Consider the following 17,768-nt stretch of genomic DNA (forward strand, 5'->3'; position numbering starts at 1 on the left):
AACTACTCCTTATCAGTGGTCGTGGCGGCGACAGCCTCGGGTGCCTCGGCGGTCTCGGCATCCTCGGCCTCGACGTCGGTGTCAACGCCGGCGAGCGCAGCCAGGTCGTCGAGAGCAGAGGTCTCCTCGGCGGTCACAGGGGCGGAGGCGTCCTCGTCGGCATCGTGCATGGGCTCGATGTCCAGCGCGAGGGAGCGGATCTCCTTGACGAGAACCTTGAAGGACTCGGGGATACCCGGGACAGGAACGTTCTCGCCCTTGACGATGGACTCGTAGGTCTTGACGCGGCCCACGGTATCGTCGGACTTGACGGTCAGGATCTCCTGCAGGACGTTGGAAGCGCCGTAAGCGTACAGTGCCCAAACTTCCATCTCGCCGAAGCGCTGGCCGCCGAACTGGGCCTTGCCGCCCAGAGGCTGCTGGGTAACCAGGCTGTAAGGGCCGGTCGAACGGGCGTGGATCTTGTCGTCGACCATGTGGCCGAGCTTGAGGATGTAGGACGTACCCACGGTAATGGGCTCGCGGAACTCCTCGCCGGTGCGGCCGTCGAACAGACGGGTCTTGCCGCGCTCGTCAAGCTGGGTGACGAACTCGGGACGCATGTGATCGCCAAAGGCAGCGGTGGCCTTGTTGAGCATGTTCTTGTTGGCACGACGGATGACCTCGGCGATCTCGTCCTCCTTGGCGCCGTCGAAGACAGGCGTGGCGGTGAAGAACGGACCGGGGACATACTTGTCGGAGTCGGCCTGCTCGGTATCCCAACCGCAGGCAGCAGCCCAGCCAAGGTGGCACTCGAGCAGCTGGCCGACGTTCATACGCGAAGGAACGCCCAGCGGGTTGAGGATAACGTCGATCGGGGTACCGTCAGCCATGTAGGGCATGTCCTCGACCGGCAGAACGTTACAGATAACACCCTTGTTGCCGTGGCGGCCGGCGATCTTATCGCCCTGCTGGATCTTACGACGCTGGGCGACGTAGACGCGCACCTGCTCGTTGACGCCGGGGGCCAGGTCGTCGCCGTTCTCGCGGCTAAAGCGGACGACATCGATAACGCGGCCGTAAGCGCCGTGAGGCATCTTAAGGGAGGTATCGCGGACGTCGTGGGCCTTGGCACCGAAGATGGCGCGCAGCAGGCGCTCCTCGGCGGTCAGAGCGCTCTCGCCCTTAGGCGTGACCTTGCCGACCAGGATGTCGCCAGGGCCGACCTCGGCGCCGATGCGGATGATGCCGTCCTCGTCGAGGTTGGCAAGCATGTCCTCGGAGAGGTTCGGGATCTCGCGGGTGATCTCCTCGGGGCCGAGCTTGGTGTCGCGGGAGTCGATCTCGTGACGGGTAATGTTGATGGTCGTCAGCAGGTCCTCGGCCACCAGGCGCTCGGACACGACGATACCGTCCTCGTAGTTAAAGCCTTCCCACGGCATGTAGGCCACGGTGAGGTTCTGGCCCAGTGCGAGCTCGCCGTGATCGGTCGAAGGACCGTCGGCCAGGGGCTCGCCCTGCTCAACGGTGTCACCGACGCGCACGAGCGGACGGTGGTTGATGCAGGTGGACTGGTTGGAGCGCTGGTACTTGGCCAGGTGATACTCGTCCATGCCGCCGGCATGCTTGACGATGATCTTGGCGGCGTCGGCAAAGATGACCTCGCCGGCGTTCTTGGCCAGGGTGACCTCGCCGGAGTCCAGAGCGGCGCGACGCTCCATGCCGGTACCGACATAGGGAGCGGCGGGGTGAACCAGCGGCACGGCCTGACGCTGCATGTTGGCGCCCATCAGCGTACGCTTGGCGTCGTCGTGCTCAAGGAACGGGATCAGCGTGGCTGCGACGGAGAGCATCTGACGCGGCGAGACGTCCATGTAGTCGACGTCCTCGACGGGCACGTCGGCGGGAGCGCCGAAGGAACCGTCGAAGTCGCGGGTACGGGCGATCACGGTGTGCGGGCGGACGATCTTGCCCTCGGCATCGGTCGTGATGAACTCGTTGGTCTTGGGATCGAGCGGCGTGTTGGCCGGCGCGATGACGTGCTTCTCTTCCTCGTCAGCGGTCATCCAGTCGATCTGATCGGTGGCAACGCCGTTCTCGACGCGACGGAACGGGGCCTCGATGAAGCCGTACTCGTTGACGCGGGCGTAGAGGGCGAGCGAGCCGATCAGGCCGATGTTGGGGCCTTCGGGGGTCTCGATCGGGCACATGCGGCTGTAGTGCGAATTGTGAACGTCGCGGACGGCCGTCGGCACGTTGGTGCGGCGGCTGGAGCCGGACTTGTGGCCGGCAAGACCACCAGGGCCGAGTGCGGACAGACGGCGCTTATGGGTCAGACCGGTCAGGGGGTTCGCCTGGTCCATGAACTGCGAGAGCTGCGAGGAACCGAAGAACTCCTTGATGGAGGCCACGATCGGGCGGATGTTGATGAGCGACTGCGGGGTGATCTCGTCGATGTCCTGGGAGCTCATGCGCTCACGGACGACGCGCTCCATACGGCTCATACCGATACGGAACTGGTTGGCGACGAGCTCGCCGACGGTACGGATGCGGCGGTTGCCGAAGTGGTCGATGTCGTCGACCTTGAAACCCTGCTCGCCGGCAGCGAGGGACAGCAGGTAGCGCAGCGTCGCAACGATATCCTCGTCGGTGAGCACCGTGACCTCTTCCTCGGTGGTGAGGTTGAGCTTCTTGTTGACCTTGTAACGACCGACGCGGGCCAGATCGTAGCGCTGCGGGTTAAAGAGCAGGCCCTCGAGCAGGCTGCGGGAAGCGTCCACGGTGGGAGGCTCGCCCGGGCGCAGGCGACGGTAGATCTCGATGAGGGCGTCCTCGCGGGTGAGGGCGGTGTCGCGCTCCAGGGTGCGCTTGATCACATCGGAGTTGCCGAGCAGCTCGATGATGTCGTCGTTGGTGACGGCAATGCCAAGGGCGCGCAGGAACATCGTGGCGCTCTGCTTGCGCTTACGGTCGATGGAGACCATGAGCTGGTCGCGCTTGTCGACCTCAAACTCGAGCCAGGCACCGCGGGACGGGATAATCTGGGCCTTGTAGATCTGCTTGCCCGAATCCATCTCGGAGCTGTAGTACACGCCCGGGGAGCGGACGAGCTGCGAGACGACGATACGCTCGGTACCGTTGATGATGAAGGTGCCCTGATCGGTCATCATGGGGAAGTCGCCCATGATGACAAGCTGCTCCTTGATCTCGCCGGTCTCCTTGTTGGTGAGACGAACGTCGGTCAGAAGCGGAGCCTGATAGGTCATATCCTTCTCGCGGCACTCCTCGACGGTGTGCGCGGGGTCGCCGAACTGATGCTCGCCGAAGGTAACCTCGAGAACATGGTTCTGGCTCTGGATGGGGCTGGATTCCTTGAACGCCTCACGAAGGCCCTCGTCCTTAAAACGCTCAAAGGATTCCCTTTGAACAGAGATAAGGTTGGGGAGCTCCATGGCCTCCGGGATTTTCCCGAAGCTGACGCGCTTGCGCTCAGTGGCAGTGTATGCGTAGGTCACCAGGTTTTTCCTCCTTCACGGAAATGCTCGGTGGGTTGGCGAGGCATAGCTTCGCCAGTTATCGCAACCTAATAGTTTATCAGGTACCGACCGTTGGGCAAGAAAAGCCTTGACGCGATTGAGTTTTTGGAGTAGCAAAGATTTTCGACAGAAAACACGCAGGTAGATATATGTGTATCGAACATCTGTTCATATATTTTCTGTGAACGAGCCTGCTGGTGCGGGCCTCTGAGCGGCAGAATGGCGGCGAGGGTTGGCCGGACGGAAATTACATCCCGTTTTGAGGCCTCAAACTGGGGCGCAGTTTCCGATTGAGCCCTGTTCGGGAAAGCGTGTCCCGTTCTGAGCCGACATTCCGGGTCGTAGTTTCCGCTAGATGCCCCAACCGGAAAGCGCATCCCAGAATTCGACCAAATTGTGGGTCGCACTTTCCGGGGCTAAGCTGTAGCTCGCATAAAAAACGGGTGCAGACCGAAGTCCGCACCCGTAAATGTCGATGACCGAAGGCTTACTTGCGCATCAAACCGCCGCGCTCGTCGATGGCGTCCCAGAAGGCGCTGGCAAAGCGAGGATCGCTTGCGGCCATGAGGGCGTTGGTGGCCATCCAGCCAGACGGGGTACCGGTGTCGTAGCCCGAGAGCGGGTCGATGACGACAGCGTACATGGCCTCGCGGTCGAGCGAGCGGGCCATGGCGTCGGTAAGCTGGATCTCGCCGCCCTTACCGGCCTGCTGGTCGGCGAGCAGGTCCATGACCAGCGGGCTCAGCAGGTAACGGCCGACGATGTACAGGTTGGACGGAGCCGCCTCGGGAGCAGGCTTCTCGACCAGACCGCCGATGCGCCAAACGGCACCGGGCTCGTCATCGGCAGCATTCTCGAAGCCCTCGAGAGAGCCCACGCGATCACCGGCGATGACGCCATAGCGGCTGACTTCCTCGGGAGCGCACGCGGCAACGGCGATAACCGAAGCGCCACCGTGCTCCTTGGAAACGGCGAGCATCTTGTCGCAGATGTCGCGATTAGGCACAACGTAGTCGCCCAGAAGAACCAGGAAGTTCTCCCCTGCCACGGCGTCGGCAGCAGAGCGGATAGCATGGCCGAGGCCCTTGGGCTCGTACTGATAACGGAAGTCGACCGGCATACCGCCAGCGTGGGCGACGGCATCGGCATAGGCGTTCTTGCCGCGCTCGCGCAGCAGGTTCTCGAGCGAGCGATCGGGCTGGAAGTAGCTCAGCAGCTCGGGCTTACCGGGAGAAGTAACGATGATGGCATCGTCGACCTCCTCGGGCTCGAGCGCCTCCTCGACGACGTACTGAATGACGGGCTTGTCGAGCACCGGCAGCATCTCTTTGGGCGTGCACTTGGTGCCAGGCAGAAAACGCGTGCCAAGACCGGCGGCGGGGATGATTGCCTTCATGTTATTCAAAGATCCTTTCGCAGGCGCAAAAGCGCCCCGTGCGTGCGGCGCACAGCCGCAGACCAAATTGCGATACCCAAGCATCTTACCGCTGGAACTATATGTCGCTACAAGGCAGAGACAATTCTTCAGCAGGTCAACGCAAATTATTGCTCGAATGGTGCAATTTTATTGCCCAACGGCAGGGCACCCGTTGCGACGCAAATCACAGAACATGGCAGTTTGAGCAACCGATGTCGAGGAACCGAAAAACAAAAAAGACGGGGCTCGCAATGCGAACCCCGTCTGCAAAGAAATCTGGCGAGAAAGCCTGATTACTTGAGGGTGACAGCAGCGCCAGCAGCCTCGAGCTTCTCCTTGGCAGCCTCGGCGTCCTCCTTCTTGGCACCCTCGAGAACAGCCTTGGGAGCGCCCTCGACGACCTCCTTGGCCTCCTTCAGGCCAAGGTTGGTGAGCTCACGGACGGCCTTGATGACCTGGATCTTGTTGTCGCCGAAGCCCTCGAGCACGACGTCAAACTCGGTCTTCTCCTCGGCCTCAGCAGCGCCAGCAGCGGGAGCGGCGACAACAGCGGCAGGAGCAGCGGCGGAAACGCCGAAGGTGTCCTCGATAGCCTTGACGAGCTCGGAAGCCTCGAGAAGGGTCATTTCCTTAAGAGCATCGATGATCTCATCGGTGGTAAGCTTAGCCATTTCTAAGTCCTTTCGGTTTCCGTGTCTGTGCACGGAGATCAGTTAAAACACAGCGCGAATGCGCCTGGGGTGCGGCGTTGCCGCCGCGGGTGAAAACAGCGACTAGGCTGCCTTCTGCTCGGAGACCTGCTGGATCGAACGAGCGAGACCAGAGGAAACGCCGTTGACGCAGACAGCGATGTCGCGAGCGAAACCGGAGATGAGACCGGCGATCTGGCCGAGAAGCTGATCCTTGGTGGGCAGCTCGGCGATAGCCTTAACATCATCAGCGGAAACGGCCTTGCCGTCGGAGATACCGCCCTTGATCTCAAGGACGCCCTTGGACTTAGCGGAGAAGTCCTTAAGGGCCTTAGCGGCCTCGACCGGCTCGGTCTCGTAGAACACATAAGCGACGGGGCCGGCGAGGATCTCGTCGAGCTCGGGCTGCTCCTGGTTCTTGAGAGCGATCTTGACCAGGTTGTTCTTGTAGACCTTCATCTCGGCGCCGCACTCGCGAAGCTGATGACGCAGCTCCTGAGCCTGCTTAACCGTCAGACCGTTGTAGTTGACGACGAACAGACCGGCGTTCTCGGCGATACGGGACTCGATCTCTGCAACCTTGTCGATTTTGTACTGCTGGGGCATGAATTACACCTCCTCGAATTCTTTCCGGGCACGGTCCGCCACAAGGACGTGACGGGGGCATGTCCAAAAAGAAAGCCCCCGCGCTGCATGAGCGACGGGGGCGAGAAGACATATCTACTCGACCACCTCGGCTGGCGGGATATCCCATTAAGCTCGCGGGCAAATGCCCGTTTGCGCCGGCTGTCTCTGGCAGCGGATTCGTGCGTGAACCGAAAGTATTATGGCGGGGACCCCGGCGTCGGTCAACGGACACGAGGATTTGTACACAAACCCTGCATACGCTCCGACCGGGAGGGGCAGGGCGAGTTTTCCGCTCGGTCAAGTCCTGGGCTCGCACGAAGGCCACATTAAGTGGCCTTCGGCTCGTGCGGAATCTACGGAAAACTCGCCCTGCCCCTCCCGGTCGGAGCTACGTTGCCTTTGCTGCGAATCCTCGTGTCCGTTGACCGGCGCGCCCCACACATAATGACTGGGTCGGTGGGCTGATGTGTTGCATCCCTGAGGACTACAAAGTCGAAATGAAGGTGGACAGGCGGTGGAGGCCTTCGTCCAAATCTTGGTCGGAGACGCAGTAGCTGAGGCGGATGTGGCCTTCGGTGCCGAAACAGTCGCCCGGGACTAGGGCTACGTTGGCCTCTTTGATGGCCTTGATGCAGAAGGCTTCGCTTGTTAGGCCGAATTGTTTGATGCTCGGGAAAGCGTAGAAGGCTCCTGCGGGCTCTACTGCGTCGAGGCTCATGGCGTCCAAGGCCGCGAGCACGCGTTTGCGGCGGGCTCGGTAGACTTTGAGCATGGGGGTTGGGTCGACGGTGAGGGCTCGGACTGCGGCGTCCATTTCGAAGGAGACGGCACTCGATACTAAGTATTGGTGAGCCTTGGCAATCTCGGCGATGACGGGGGCTGCGGCTGCGAGCCAACCCAGGCGCCAGCCGGTCATGGCCCAGGGCTTGGAGAAGCTCTCGATGATCACCGTCTGCTCGCGCAGCTCCGGATGTCGCCGGGCAAAGCGCTCGTAGCCATCCACGTAGACGAGGCGGTTGTACACGTCGTCGCAGACTACGTAGATGCCCGCCTGCTCCGCTACGCGCGCCACGGCGTCGAGCGATGCCGCGTTGAGAATGCAGCCCGTGGGATTGTTGGGCGAGCAGATAACGATGGCCTTGGTCGCCGGGGTCACACAGGCGCGAAGCGCTTCCTCGTCAATCTGAAATTGCGCAGGCTCCGTATCCAAAAAGACCGCTTTGGCGTGATTGGCTACGACGATGCTCTCGTACAGGCCAAAGGCCGGCGTGGGGATAATAACCTCGTCGCCGGGGTTGAGCATAGCCATGAATGTTGCCGACAGGGCCTCGGTCGCGCCGTCGGTCAGGATGACCTCGTCGGCCGAAAACGTAAGGCCCGCGTCCCCCATGTAAGCAGACAGTGCCTCGCGCAGGACAGGGCGACCGTTGTTGGGCGGATAGTGCGTGTCGCCGCGGCCCAGCGCGGCGGTCACCTCGGCGCTAATCACATCGGGCGTGGGAAAATCAGGCTCGCCGAGCGCAAGCGCGATGCATCCCGGATGCTGAGCGGCGAGCGCGTTGATTCGGCGGATGCCGGAAGGCTTGAGCGTGGCAAGCGAGGTATTCATGGGCAGGCGCATGGCGTTCCTTTCGTAAGGGTTGCACTAGGATAGCGCGGCGAGGCGCTGCCAGACGGTGTAACCTAAACGGAAACCAACCGGAAAGGAGGCGACATGGAGACGACCGCGCGCGGCGATAAGCCCAAGACGTTGCAAACCATTGCGTATATCAGCATTCCCGAGAGCGCCGATCTTGAGTTTTTGCTCTGGGACCTGCAGGATGCCATCGCCGCCTATGCACAGCTTTCCGGCACTGTACTCCCCCGACCGGTCGACTTGAAGGCGGATGATGACGATGCTGCCGCCGATGGCCTCGTGCTCGCCGTTGATGATGCATTTGATGACGGGGCGATGATCACTGTCGAGCAGATGCTCGATCGCCTTGGGAATGCAGAGACACGCGTCTATGTCGTCGTGCAGGTTGCCCACAGAAGCACCGAGGGGGCGCACATGCCCGTCAAGCGCCTGCGGGAAGCTTGCGAGCTCCGTAAACTAACGTGGTGTGGCGGCGTTGCCATCTGCGCCGGCAGCGGCATCGCAGCGCTTCGCCACTCCCCGCGCATGGGCCTCTTGCGCCGACCGTTTTCCGAAGCCATGGACAAGCTCGTGGGTGCGGTGCGTATGGGTTGCTCGGTTGAGCATGCGCAGCGACTCGGCGGCGGCAGTGCCGAGGACATCGACACCAATGGCATGGTTTGCGCCGAGCCAGCCGTGCCCGCGCCGATCTGGCGAGGCGTTCTGAAACACCTCGGCGCCCGCACTCAATCAATAATCTAAATTAATAAGCTGCCCAGTCAACGGCTTCACTCCAACGCTCGACAAGCCGCTCCAAACGCCACGCCGCGTTGGCAGGACTCGTCGACGGCAGCACGATGGCAGGTAGCCCCGTCCGCTCTTGTAGATAGCGTTTGTAGAGCCGCCCGGCCGCGCCGCCGTTGCAGATAACGACCTCAATCGGCGTGACATCGGTAATGCGCTCGATATGTGCCGGCACAACGTTGCGAATGCTCGCGTCGCTCGAGCCCTTAATGTCGCAACTCTCGATCACATCCCACAGGGCCACGCCGCCGTTCAGCAGCATGGATCGCTTGGCAGCAATGGAGGCATCGAGCGTCGCGGGCTCACCGCTTGCCAAAGGATCGCCCTCGTTGGGTGGCACGAGCACACCGAGGCACGCGGCCATCACGCGCCAAAAGCGATTCTGGGGATTGCCGTAATAAAAGGCATTGGTACGCGAAAGCACTGAGGGAAACGACCCCAGCACCAAAACGCGCGAGTGCTGGTCGAACACGGGTTCAAACCCATGCTCAATATGTTGATAGCCCTCGTCGGACGCAGCCATGGCCTAGGCCCTCAACAGATAGCGTACCTCGTAGGGCGCAAGCTCAAGCGTGCCCGCAAGCTCAACCGCAGGTGCACCGTCGGTAAGCAGGTCGACAAAAGACCCATTGAGCTCGCCGGCGCCAAAGGTGTAAGGCTCGTCCACGGCATTCACCGCCACGAGTACCGTCGCGCCGTCGCAGGCGCGCTCGAACAGCAGCTGCTTGTTCTGGATCACCACGTTGCGATAGGCACCGTAGTTGAGGGCACGGGCCGCCGCGTCGTCGGCCGAGCGAAGGTGCGTGAGCTGCGTGACGAACGCCGTCAGCTCGTTGGGCGCAGGCTCATCGAGCGCAGGTCGCAGCGCCCAGTCACCATCGGGGCCGCCCTTTTCGCCGGCAATCCCCCACTCGCTGCCATAGTAGACGCATGGGATGCCCGGCATGCCAAAGAGCATGCCGTAGGCGGGGCGCAGGCAGGACTTGTCCGTCAGGATACTCGCCAGGCGTGGCACGTCATGGTTGTCGACAAACGACAGCAGATGCTTGCCGCGATAAATGCACCACGGGTCACCACCAAACTGGCGATGCAGCGAGTGGGCAATCTCGAACATGTTGACCGAGTTAAAGCTGGAGTACAGACCCTTGTAGCACTCATAGTTGGTGCAGGAGTCGAGCATCTCGTCGTTGACGATCTGGTTGTAGTCGCCGTGAAGCGTCTCGCCGATCAGCACAAAGTCGGGCTTAAGCTCACGGGTAAAGGCGTGCAGGCGGCGCATAAAGTCGCGGTCGAGCATATAGGCAACGTCCAGGCGCAGGCCGTCGACGCCAAAGACCTCGGCCCAACGACGCACGGACTCGAGCAGGTAATCGACCACGGCGGGGTTTTGCAGGTTGAGCTTCACAAGCTCAAAATGGCCCTCCCAGCCCTCGTACCAAAAGCCGTCGCCATAGCAGGAGTCACCGTCAAAGCTGATGTGGAACCAATCCTTGTAGGGCGAGTCCCACTTGCGCTCCTGCACATCGCGAAATGCCCAAAAGCCGCGACCGACGTGGTTGAAGACGGCATCGAGCACCACGCGGATGCCGTGGGCGTGCAGCGTCTCGCACACGGCGGCAAAATCGGCGTCGCCACCTAGGCGGCGGTCGATGTGGCGCAGGCTGCGCGTGTCGTAGCCATGGCTGTCGGATTCGAGCGGCGGATTGATGAGCACGGCGCCGATGCCGAGCTCTTGCAGGTAGTCGGCCCATTGGGCGATTTTCATAATGGGAGCATCGGGGTTGGGCGCGGCGTTGGCAGCCTGGGAAAGTTCATCCTCGGCAACGGGCGCGGCATTCTCGCGCGGAGCCCCACAAAAGCCCAGCGGATAGATTTGATAGAACGTCGTCTCGTATGCCCACATAGCAACCTCCCGGTAAGCTCAACACAACGACATCCATTGTATGCCCAGCTTGTATCCTCTCCCCCAAAATAAGTTGCGATGGAATAGTTCCTGTTTGAGCCTTCAGAGGCCTTAAACAGGAACTATTCCACCGCAACTGATGAGGGAACATGATTAGGCGACAGGCTTTGCGCGGCGTATGGCTGGGAACAGTACGGTGATGGCGAGGATGACGCCCACGACAGCGATCGTGCCGCCTGCGTAGCCGATCCAGGCGATGCCGGGGCCCGACACCACGGCGCCGCCGATCGCCGTACCGGTGCCGATCCCCAGGTTGAACAGGCCCGAGAAGATCGACATGGCGACGGCCGACGAATCCGCCGGCGTGTACTTGATGAGCTCGGCCTGGAACGCCACGTTAAAGGCCGTGGAGCAGCAGCCCCATAGCGCGCAAACAGCGAGAACGGCGACGAGCGACGGTGCAACCGGACCCATGAGCAGCAGAGCCACCGGCACGCCGGAGAGCGTAATCGCGAGAAACGGGAACCGGTGCCCATCGAACAGGCGGCCAAACAGCCAGCTTCCGAGCAGACCAGAGCAACCGAACGCCGTCAGCGTCATAGTGATGGCGCCCGCGTCGACGTGCGCGACCTGTGCCAGGAACGGCTCGATATAGCTGTAACCCGCATAATAGCCGGTCGCCATAAAGACCGTGACCGCATAAAGCGCGATGAGGAACGGGTTCTTGAGCAGCTCGGGCAGCTGTTTGAGCGTAAAGCGCTCGCCCACCGGCATGGCCGGGAACACCGCGGCCTGGTAGACGACCGCGATAGCTGAGAGGGCCCCGACCACGGCGAATGTCATGCGCCAGCCCACGGCCAGGCCAATGGCGCGACCGAGGGGCAGACCAAAGATCTGCGCGATGGACGAGCCCGTGGCGATCATGCTGATGGCGAGCGCCCCGTGACGGGTGTCGACCAGGCGCGAGGCCATAATCGAGGCGACTGACCAGAACACGGCGTGCGCGCAGGCGACCACCAGGCGCGCGCAGACCAGGATGGGATATGTCGGTGCCATAGCGGACAGGAACTGGCCCAAGGAGAACACGGCGAGCACGCCGAGCAGCATGCGCTTGAACTCGAAGCGCGAGGCAAACACCATAAGCGGCAACGACAGCAGCATGACGCCCCAGGCGTAGACCGAGATCATGATGCCGGCCTGGGCCTCGGTGAGCGAGAACGACGCGGCAATATCAGTCAGAAGGCCAATGGGCATGAACTCCGACGTGTTGAATACGAACGCGCAACAGGCGAGCCCGATAATCGGGAGCCACTGCTTGAGTGAGATGCCATCTTGTCTTGCCTGAGTCATGTAGGAACCTCTCCGATTGTCCTGAGCGGTGGGCGATTATATAGCAACGGCCCCGCATCCGTCAGCAACAGATGCGGGGTCGCAATCAACTCAATACACAGGGGTTGCGCCGTCAATAAATAGCTAAGCCAACCCCAGCAATATGCCCGCCGAATGCACGACAAACGCCACGATCCAGGCGACCGTCACCTGAAACGCGAACACGGCAACGGCGTAGCGTCCGCCCAGCTCACTCTTGACGGCGCCGATTGCCGCTACGCAGGGCGGGTACAGCAGCGTAAAGACCAGGAACACGTAAGCGGTAAACGGCGAAAACATGGTCGACAGTGCCGCGGGCGAGGTCGTGCCCAAAAGCACCGTGAGGGTCGAAATGACGCTCTCCTTGGCGATAAGTCCGGTGACGAGCGCCGTCGAGGCGCGCCAGTCGCCGAAGCCGAGCGGGGCCAACACCGGCGCGATGATGCTACCCAGACCGGCAAGCAGACTCTGCGACTGATCGGCGACCACATTAAAGCGGATGTCGAACGTCTGCAGGAACCAGATGACCACCGTAGCGGCAAAGATAATGGTAAAGGCCTTGGTAATAAAGTCCTTGGCCTTATCCCATGCCAGCATCACCGTCGTCTTGACGCCTGGCAGGCGATAGTTGGGAAGCTCCATGATAAACGGTACCGGGTCGCCCTTAAATGCCGTGCGGTTGAGCACCAAAGCCGCGATGCAACCGACTGCAATGCCAATCAAATAGAGCGAGACCATGGCGGGAACTGTCGCCTGCGGGAAAAACGCCCCGCACAGCAGACCGTAGACCGGCAACTTGGCCGAGCAGCTCATGAACGGCGTGAGCATGACCGTCATCTTGCGGTCGTGCTCGGATGGGAGCGTACGGGTCGACATGATAGCCGGCACGGTGCAGCCAAAACCGACGAGCATGGGCACAAAGCTGCGGCCCGAAAGGCCAAAGCGACGCAGCACCTTATCCATAACAAAGGCCACGCGTGCCATGTATCCGGAGTCTTCCAGAATGGAAAGGAACAAAAAGAGCACGACGATAATCGGCAGGAAGGTCAGCACGCTGCCCACGCCCGTAAGCACGCCGTCGACAGCCAGTGAGCGCACCACGTCGTTGGTGCCGAACGCCTTGAGGCCCGCATCGGCCGAGGCGATGATGGCAGCGATGCCGTCCTCCATGAGCCCCTGCAACGCCGCGCCGATCACGCCAAACGTCAGCCAAAAGACGAGGCCCATGATCACCAGAAACGCCGGAATGGCTGTGTAGCGACCCGTCAGGATGCGGTCGATCTTGACGGAGCGCACGTGCTCGCGGCTCTCGTGCGGCTTGACGACGCAACGCCCGCACACGTCGCCGATAAAGCTAAAGCGCATATCGGCCAGCGCGGACAGGCGGTCGGTGCCGGCCTCGCCCTCCATCTGGGTAATGATGTGCTCGATGGCGTCGAGCTCGTTGCGATCCAGGTGAAGCGCCTCGGTTACCAGCTCGTCGCCCTCAACCAGCTTGGTCGCCGCAAAACGCACCGGAATATGCGCCGTCGCGGCATGGTCCTCGATAAGGTTGGCGATGCCGTGAATGCAGCGATGCAGCGCGCCGCCGTCTGGACCATCGGGCGCGCAGAAGTCCAGGCGACCGGGGCGCTCGCGGAACCGCGCCACGTGCAAGGCATGATCCACCAACTCGCCGATGCCCTCGTTGCGGGCAGCGCTAATGGGGACAACAGGCACGCCCAACAGGCTCTCGAGCAGGTTGACGTCCACGGCGCCGCCGTTGGCCGTCACCTCGTCCATCATGTTGAGCGCGATGACCATGGGGCGGTCGAGCTCCATAAGCTGCAGCGTCAGGTACAGGTTGCGTTCGATGTTGGTGGCGTCGATGATATCGATGATGGCGTCGGGGGTTTCGTCCAAGATGAATTGGCGGCTGACGATCTCTTCGCCCGTGTACGGTGACAGGGAGTAAATGCCGGGCAGGTCGGTAACGCTTGCCTCAGGATGGTTGCGGATGGTGCCGTCCTTGCGGTCGACCGTTACGCCGGGAAAGTTACCAACGTGCTGGTTGGAGCCCGTAAGCTGGTTGAACAGTGTGGTCTTACCGCAGTTTTGGTTGCCGGCGAGGGCAAAATGCAGCGGTGCGCCCTCGGGCACGGCCGTCTTGGCAGCACGAGGCGAATACGTCCCCTCGCCCAGTGCCGGGTGATCTGTCGTGCCGATTGCGGCGTTAGCGCGCGGACCCGTATCTGTATCGTGAACACCCACGAGCTCGATGCGAGCGGCATCGTCCTTGCGCAGCGTCAACTCGTAGCCACGCAGGCGAATCTCGAGCGGGTCGCCCATAGGAGCGTACTTCATCATGGTGACTTCGGTGCCCGGCGTTAGGCCCATGTCCAAAATATGCTGTCGGAGTGCCTGATCGTCCGATGCCACCGATGCGACAACGGCGTCCTTTCCAATCTCGAGTGTATCGAGCTTCACGCGCTCATCCTTTCGTTAGACGCGGTTAACCGTTTACCGGGGCTAACCAACTCGTAACGACAAATGATAGCGCTCTGGACTTTTTTATAAAGTCAAATACCGATGTTTACCTGCGCAAACTTTATGCGGTGCGCCCCGAAAGCTCTTTGCGCATACCGCTCAGCGAGATCGAAATGGAACCCGACCGCGCGGTAGCAGTGAGTCGATCACCCTCGACTGACCCCGTGCATGTAAAGGGCGCCTTGCCCATCAAGACGTGGGAGATAGTACCCGAGAGTTCAAAGAAATCGCCCTCAGCGCGGGCACTCGAGAGAGCGATATTGAGACCCCTGACGTTTAGTACTGCCCTGAGCACGCCGTTCACCCCATGTGAAAACGTCACCTCGCCGCGCTTGCTCCCCACCGGCGTCTGGGCCAAAACCACATACGTACCCTCAAGCATGGCTCCTCCTCTAAGCAGACTTTTTGAAACGGGCATCTAGTCTACTTTGCTGCGAGACGGCTTGCCCAGAAACCGCGAGTACACAATGACGTTCAATCAACAGATTGCTGCAAGGGGAACAAGCGTGCAAGGGGGACAGATTACTTTTGACACCATTTGCGCCAACGGACGGGATGCGGAGCGACGACCGTGCAGGTGGATTCCGGATCGTCGCTTCCTCCGTCCCCCAGCGAATCAAAACGAAGTTGCGGTGGAATAGTTCCTGTTTGATGCTTTAACCAGCAAAAACAGGAACTGTTTCACCGCAACTGCAAAAGCCCGCGCTGGCAACAAATGTCACCTGCGCGGGCTTGGCGGGCGTTCAAAAAGGCACGTTACAGAGACCCACATCAGTTATGGAATGCCGAGCAGCACCGATGCGCGATGCCCGCTGGCTTACCAAGCAACGAAGCTCGCCGTAGCCTTAGACAATCGGCGCAATACCGGCAAAGTGCAGATACAGCGAGATAACTGCCACGACAATGACCACTGCTGCGATCAGCTTGTCGTGCAGATGCGGAAGCACCTGCTTGCCGCGGCCGCGCTCGCCCAGAATATAGACGGGGATGGCTGGGGCAAAAAGGATCGTCGTGATCATGACGCCCTGAAGACCCGTCGACCACACAAGGAACAACGTGTAGATAAAACCGAGCGTACCGAAGAAGCGTGCCTTGCCAACGCTTGGCGCATGCGGCCCGTCCAGATGCTCGTTCTTCCAGCCGATCACCATGTAATAGGCAGCCGAACAGACATACGGAACTAAAATCGTGTTGACCGCGCAGCTATAGAAGAACTGGTAGGTGCTCGCCGCCACATACGAAACAATCAAGAAGAGCTGCGTGATGCCGGAGCTTACGAGAACCGTTACCACCGGGGCATCGTGCTTGTTCGTCTTAGCAAACGCCAGCGGGAAGGAGCCCTGACGCGCCGCCTCAAACGGCGTCTCGGATGCAATGATGACATAGCCCAGCATCGCACCGACCAGCGAGAGAATAACGCCAAGGTTTACGATGGCTGCACCAACCGGACCGATTGCGCACTCAAGAATTCCCGCCATGGAGGGCGTTGCAAGTTGTGCCATCTCCTCGCGCGGCATAATGCCGAGCGACAGCATCGAGATAATCAGATACAGCGTAAACACGGCTGCAAATCCAAGCGCCGTCGAACGACCGACGTCGCGCACATACTTTGCACGGCCCGAAATGACGACAGCGCCTTCGATACCCGTAAAGACCCAGACAAGGGCAATCATGGTCGAGACAACCTGCTCACCAAAACCGGGGCCAGCCGGCTCTCCCCAGAAGTTGTCCATAAAGATATCGACGTTGAACTTACCCAGGAGCACAATGCTCAGCACAAAAAGCCCCAGCGGCACCAGCTTCGCCAAGGTGACGATCGTGTTGATGCCGGCAGCTTCCTTAACGCCGCGAAGCACGAGAGCGGTTAGGAACCACAAAAACACGCTGGCGCAGACGATGGAAAGCATATTGTTGCCCGTACCGAACGCAGGGAAGAAATAGCCCAGCGCGCTAAACAGCAAGAGCGCAAAGCTCACATTGGAAAGACATGCGCTGATCCAGTAGCCCCAAGCGGAGTTGAATCCAACGTAATCGCCAAAACCGGCCGCAGCGTATGCATAGATGCCGCCAGTCAGGTCTGGACGAGCCTGAGATAAACCGTTGAATACCATCATCAGCGCAAAGACGCCAATGAAGCAAATTCCCCACGAAACGATAACCGCGCCGGTATTGGCTCCGCCTGCCGCCATATCGCCGGCAAGAGAAAAGATGCCGCCGCAAATGCTCGCAGTGATGACCATCATGGTCAGACGAAAGAGATCGAGGCCATTAGGGTCGATAATCTCTTCATTTTGAGCTTTAGAGGCCATTGTATGTGCACCCCCTTCATCATGTGATCGAACGAAAGATGGCCCGGACGTCCCGAATCGGGTGCCGGGCCATCGGTCAAGCGATCATCAGACTGTTACAGCTATCGCGTTAGAAGCGCAGCGACAGGCAAGAAAGGCCGCCGTCGACCTTGCGATACTCGGAGGTGTCGACGACGAGCGTCTTGTAGCCCAGATCCTGCACGGCCTTGAGCACGGTCGGATAGCCCTCGGCAACGATGACCGTACCGTTGACCCAGATGCAGTTGGCGCCGTAAGCCTCGTCCTCGGGCACGACGATCTTGTTGTACTGGGCAAAGTCGGGCTTATCGATGAACTCACCAGAGACGAGCATGTTGTTGTCCTCGATATAGTTGACGCCCGTCTTGAGGTGCAGGACCTCCTCCAGCGGAACCTCGGAACCCTCGAGGCCCCAGCCCTCGAGAATCTCGCAGAACTGGCGGATGCCCTCTTCGTTGGTGCGAGCGGAGCGACCGACGTAGAAATGGTCGCCGACCATCATGACGTCGCCGCCGTCGAGCGTGCCCGGAGAAACGATGTGCTTAACATGCTCGTCGTCAAAGAAGCGGCGGACGGCCGGCTCGATCTCATCCTTCTCGCCGTTGCGGCTATCGGCACCGGGGTTGGTAATGATGGCGCCGCAGCGAGTGATAACGGCCGGATCTTCGACGAAGCAGCTGTCGGGATACTGCTCGAGAGCCGGCAGCACCGACACGTCAACGCCGCACTGCTCGAGTGCGTGCTCGTAATCGTAATGCTCCTCGATAGCGCGCTCGTAGATGGGCTGGCCAAGCTCGGGAGCGCTCGTGATGCCATTGCTCAGGGACTTGCCGGGACGACGGATGATGACGTGGCTGAACTTGGTCATGATAATCCTCCTTGGATCTCATAGTACTGAGCGGACTTCCTTGCGTCCGCCTTCCTTCCGATGGCTTTATCTTAGGGTGTCTTTGCTGTTTTGTATATTGTATACAATC

At 60.7% G+C, this 17,768-nt stretch carries 13 protein-coding genes; 1 reads left to right on the forward strand and 12 read right to left on the reverse strand.

The features are described from left to right. Positions 1–2: 2 nt before the first annotated feature. From DW151_RS04875 to DW151_RS04895, 5 genes are all read right to left on the reverse strand, one after another. Positions 3–3,431 (reverse strand): DNA-directed RNA polymerase subunit beta, encoded by a 3,429-nt coding sequence (locus tag DW151_RS04875; RefSeq protein WP_233543353.1) that lies wholly within the window; start codon positions 3,429–3,431, stop codon positions 3–5. 571 nt (positions 3,432–4,002) lie between these two features. Next, entirely contained in the window at positions 4,003–4,911 is a 909-nt protein-coding gene (locus DW151_RS04880; RefSeq protein WP_118334734.1) for a UTP--glucose-1-phosphate uridylyltransferase, read from the reverse strand. 314 nt (positions 4,912–5,225) lie between these two features. Continuing rightward, on the reverse strand, positions 5,226–5,603 hold the full coding sequence (rplL, locus tag DW151_RS04885; protein WP_006235005.1) for a 50S ribosomal protein L7/L12: 378 nt from the start codon (positions 5,601–5,603) through the stop codon (positions 5,226–5,228). Positions 5,604–5,705: 102 nt separating this feature from the next. Further along, positions 5,706–6,227 carry a 50S ribosomal protein L10 gene (rplJ, locus tag DW151_RS04890; protein WP_089572500.1) on the reverse strand — a complete coding sequence of 174 codons (522 nt, stop codon included), beginning with the start codon at positions 6,225–6,227 and terminating at the stop codon, positions 5,706–5,708. Positions 6,228–6,732: 505 nt separating this feature from the next. Further along, the gene (locus DW151_RS04895; protein WP_118334735.1) at positions 6,733–7,869 is read right to left on the reverse strand and encodes a pyridoxal phosphate-dependent aminotransferase; all 1,137 of its coding nucleotides are present in this window, start codon (positions 7,867–7,869) and stop codon (positions 6,733–6,735) included. A 93-nt stretch (positions 7,870–7,962) separates the two neighbouring features. Between DW151_RS04895 and DW151_RS04900 the strand changes: the two genes are divergently transcribed. Then, on the forward strand, positions 7,963–8,625 hold the full coding sequence (locus tag DW151_RS04900) for a hypothetical protein (protein WP_118334737.1): 663 nt from the start codon (positions 7,963–7,965) through the stop codon (positions 8,623–8,625). Position 8,626: 1 nt separating this feature from the next. Here the strand turns inward: DW151_RS04900 and DW151_RS04905 are convergent, their stop codons facing one another. The 7 genes from DW151_RS04905 to DW151_RS04935 all read right to left on the reverse strand — a co-directional run bounded on the left by DW151_RS04905 (position 8,627) and on the right by DW151_RS04935 (position 17,659). Then, positions 8,627–9,190: a uracil-DNA glycosylase family protein gene (locus tag DW151_RS04905; RefSeq protein ID WP_118334738.1), complete on the reverse strand. Its 564-nt coding sequence runs from the start codon at positions 9,188–9,190 to the stop codon at positions 8,627–8,629. 3 nt (positions 9,191–9,193) lie between these two features. Then, positions 9,194–10,570, reverse strand: a complete 1,377-nt coding sequence (locus DW151_RS04910; RefSeq protein WP_118334740.1) for an alpha-amylase family glycosyl hydrolase — start codon at positions 10,568–10,570, stop codon at positions 9,194–9,196. 153 nt (positions 10,571–10,723) lie between these two features. Next, positions 10,724–11,920: an MFS transporter gene (locus DW151_RS04915; protein WP_118334741.1), complete on the reverse strand. Its 1,197-nt coding sequence runs from the start codon at positions 11,918–11,920 to the stop codon at positions 10,724–10,726. A gap of 123 nt (positions 11,921–12,043) precedes the next feature. Further along, on the reverse strand, positions 12,044–14,404 hold the full coding sequence (feoB, locus tag DW151_RS04920; RefSeq protein WP_118334743.1) for a ferrous iron transport protein B: 2,361 nt from the start codon (positions 14,402–14,404) through the stop codon (positions 12,044–12,046). A 121-nt stretch (positions 14,405–14,525) separates the two neighbouring features. Beyond that, entirely contained in the window at positions 14,526–14,846 is a 321-nt protein-coding gene (locus tag DW151_RS04925; RefSeq protein WP_118334744.1) for a hypothetical protein, read from the reverse strand. Between the two features lie 463 nt (positions 14,847–15,309). Further along, on the reverse strand, positions 15,310–16,773 hold the full coding sequence (locus DW151_RS04930) for a basic amino acid/polyamine antiporter (protein WP_117765088.1): 1,464 nt from the start codon (positions 16,771–16,773) through the stop codon (positions 15,310–15,312). A 109-nt stretch (positions 16,774–16,882) separates the two neighbouring features. Next, positions 16,883–17,659, reverse strand: a complete 777-nt coding sequence (locus DW151_RS04935; protein ID WP_117583089.1) for a dimethylarginine dimethylaminohydrolase family protein — start codon at positions 17,657–17,659, stop codon at positions 16,883–16,885. Positions 17,660–17,768 lie beyond the last annotated feature (109 nt).

The sequence above is a fragment of the Collinsella sp. AM13-34 genome, from assembly GCF_003473055.1.
GTDB lineage: Bacteria > Actinomycetota > Coriobacteriia > Coriobacteriales > Coriobacteriaceae > Collinsella.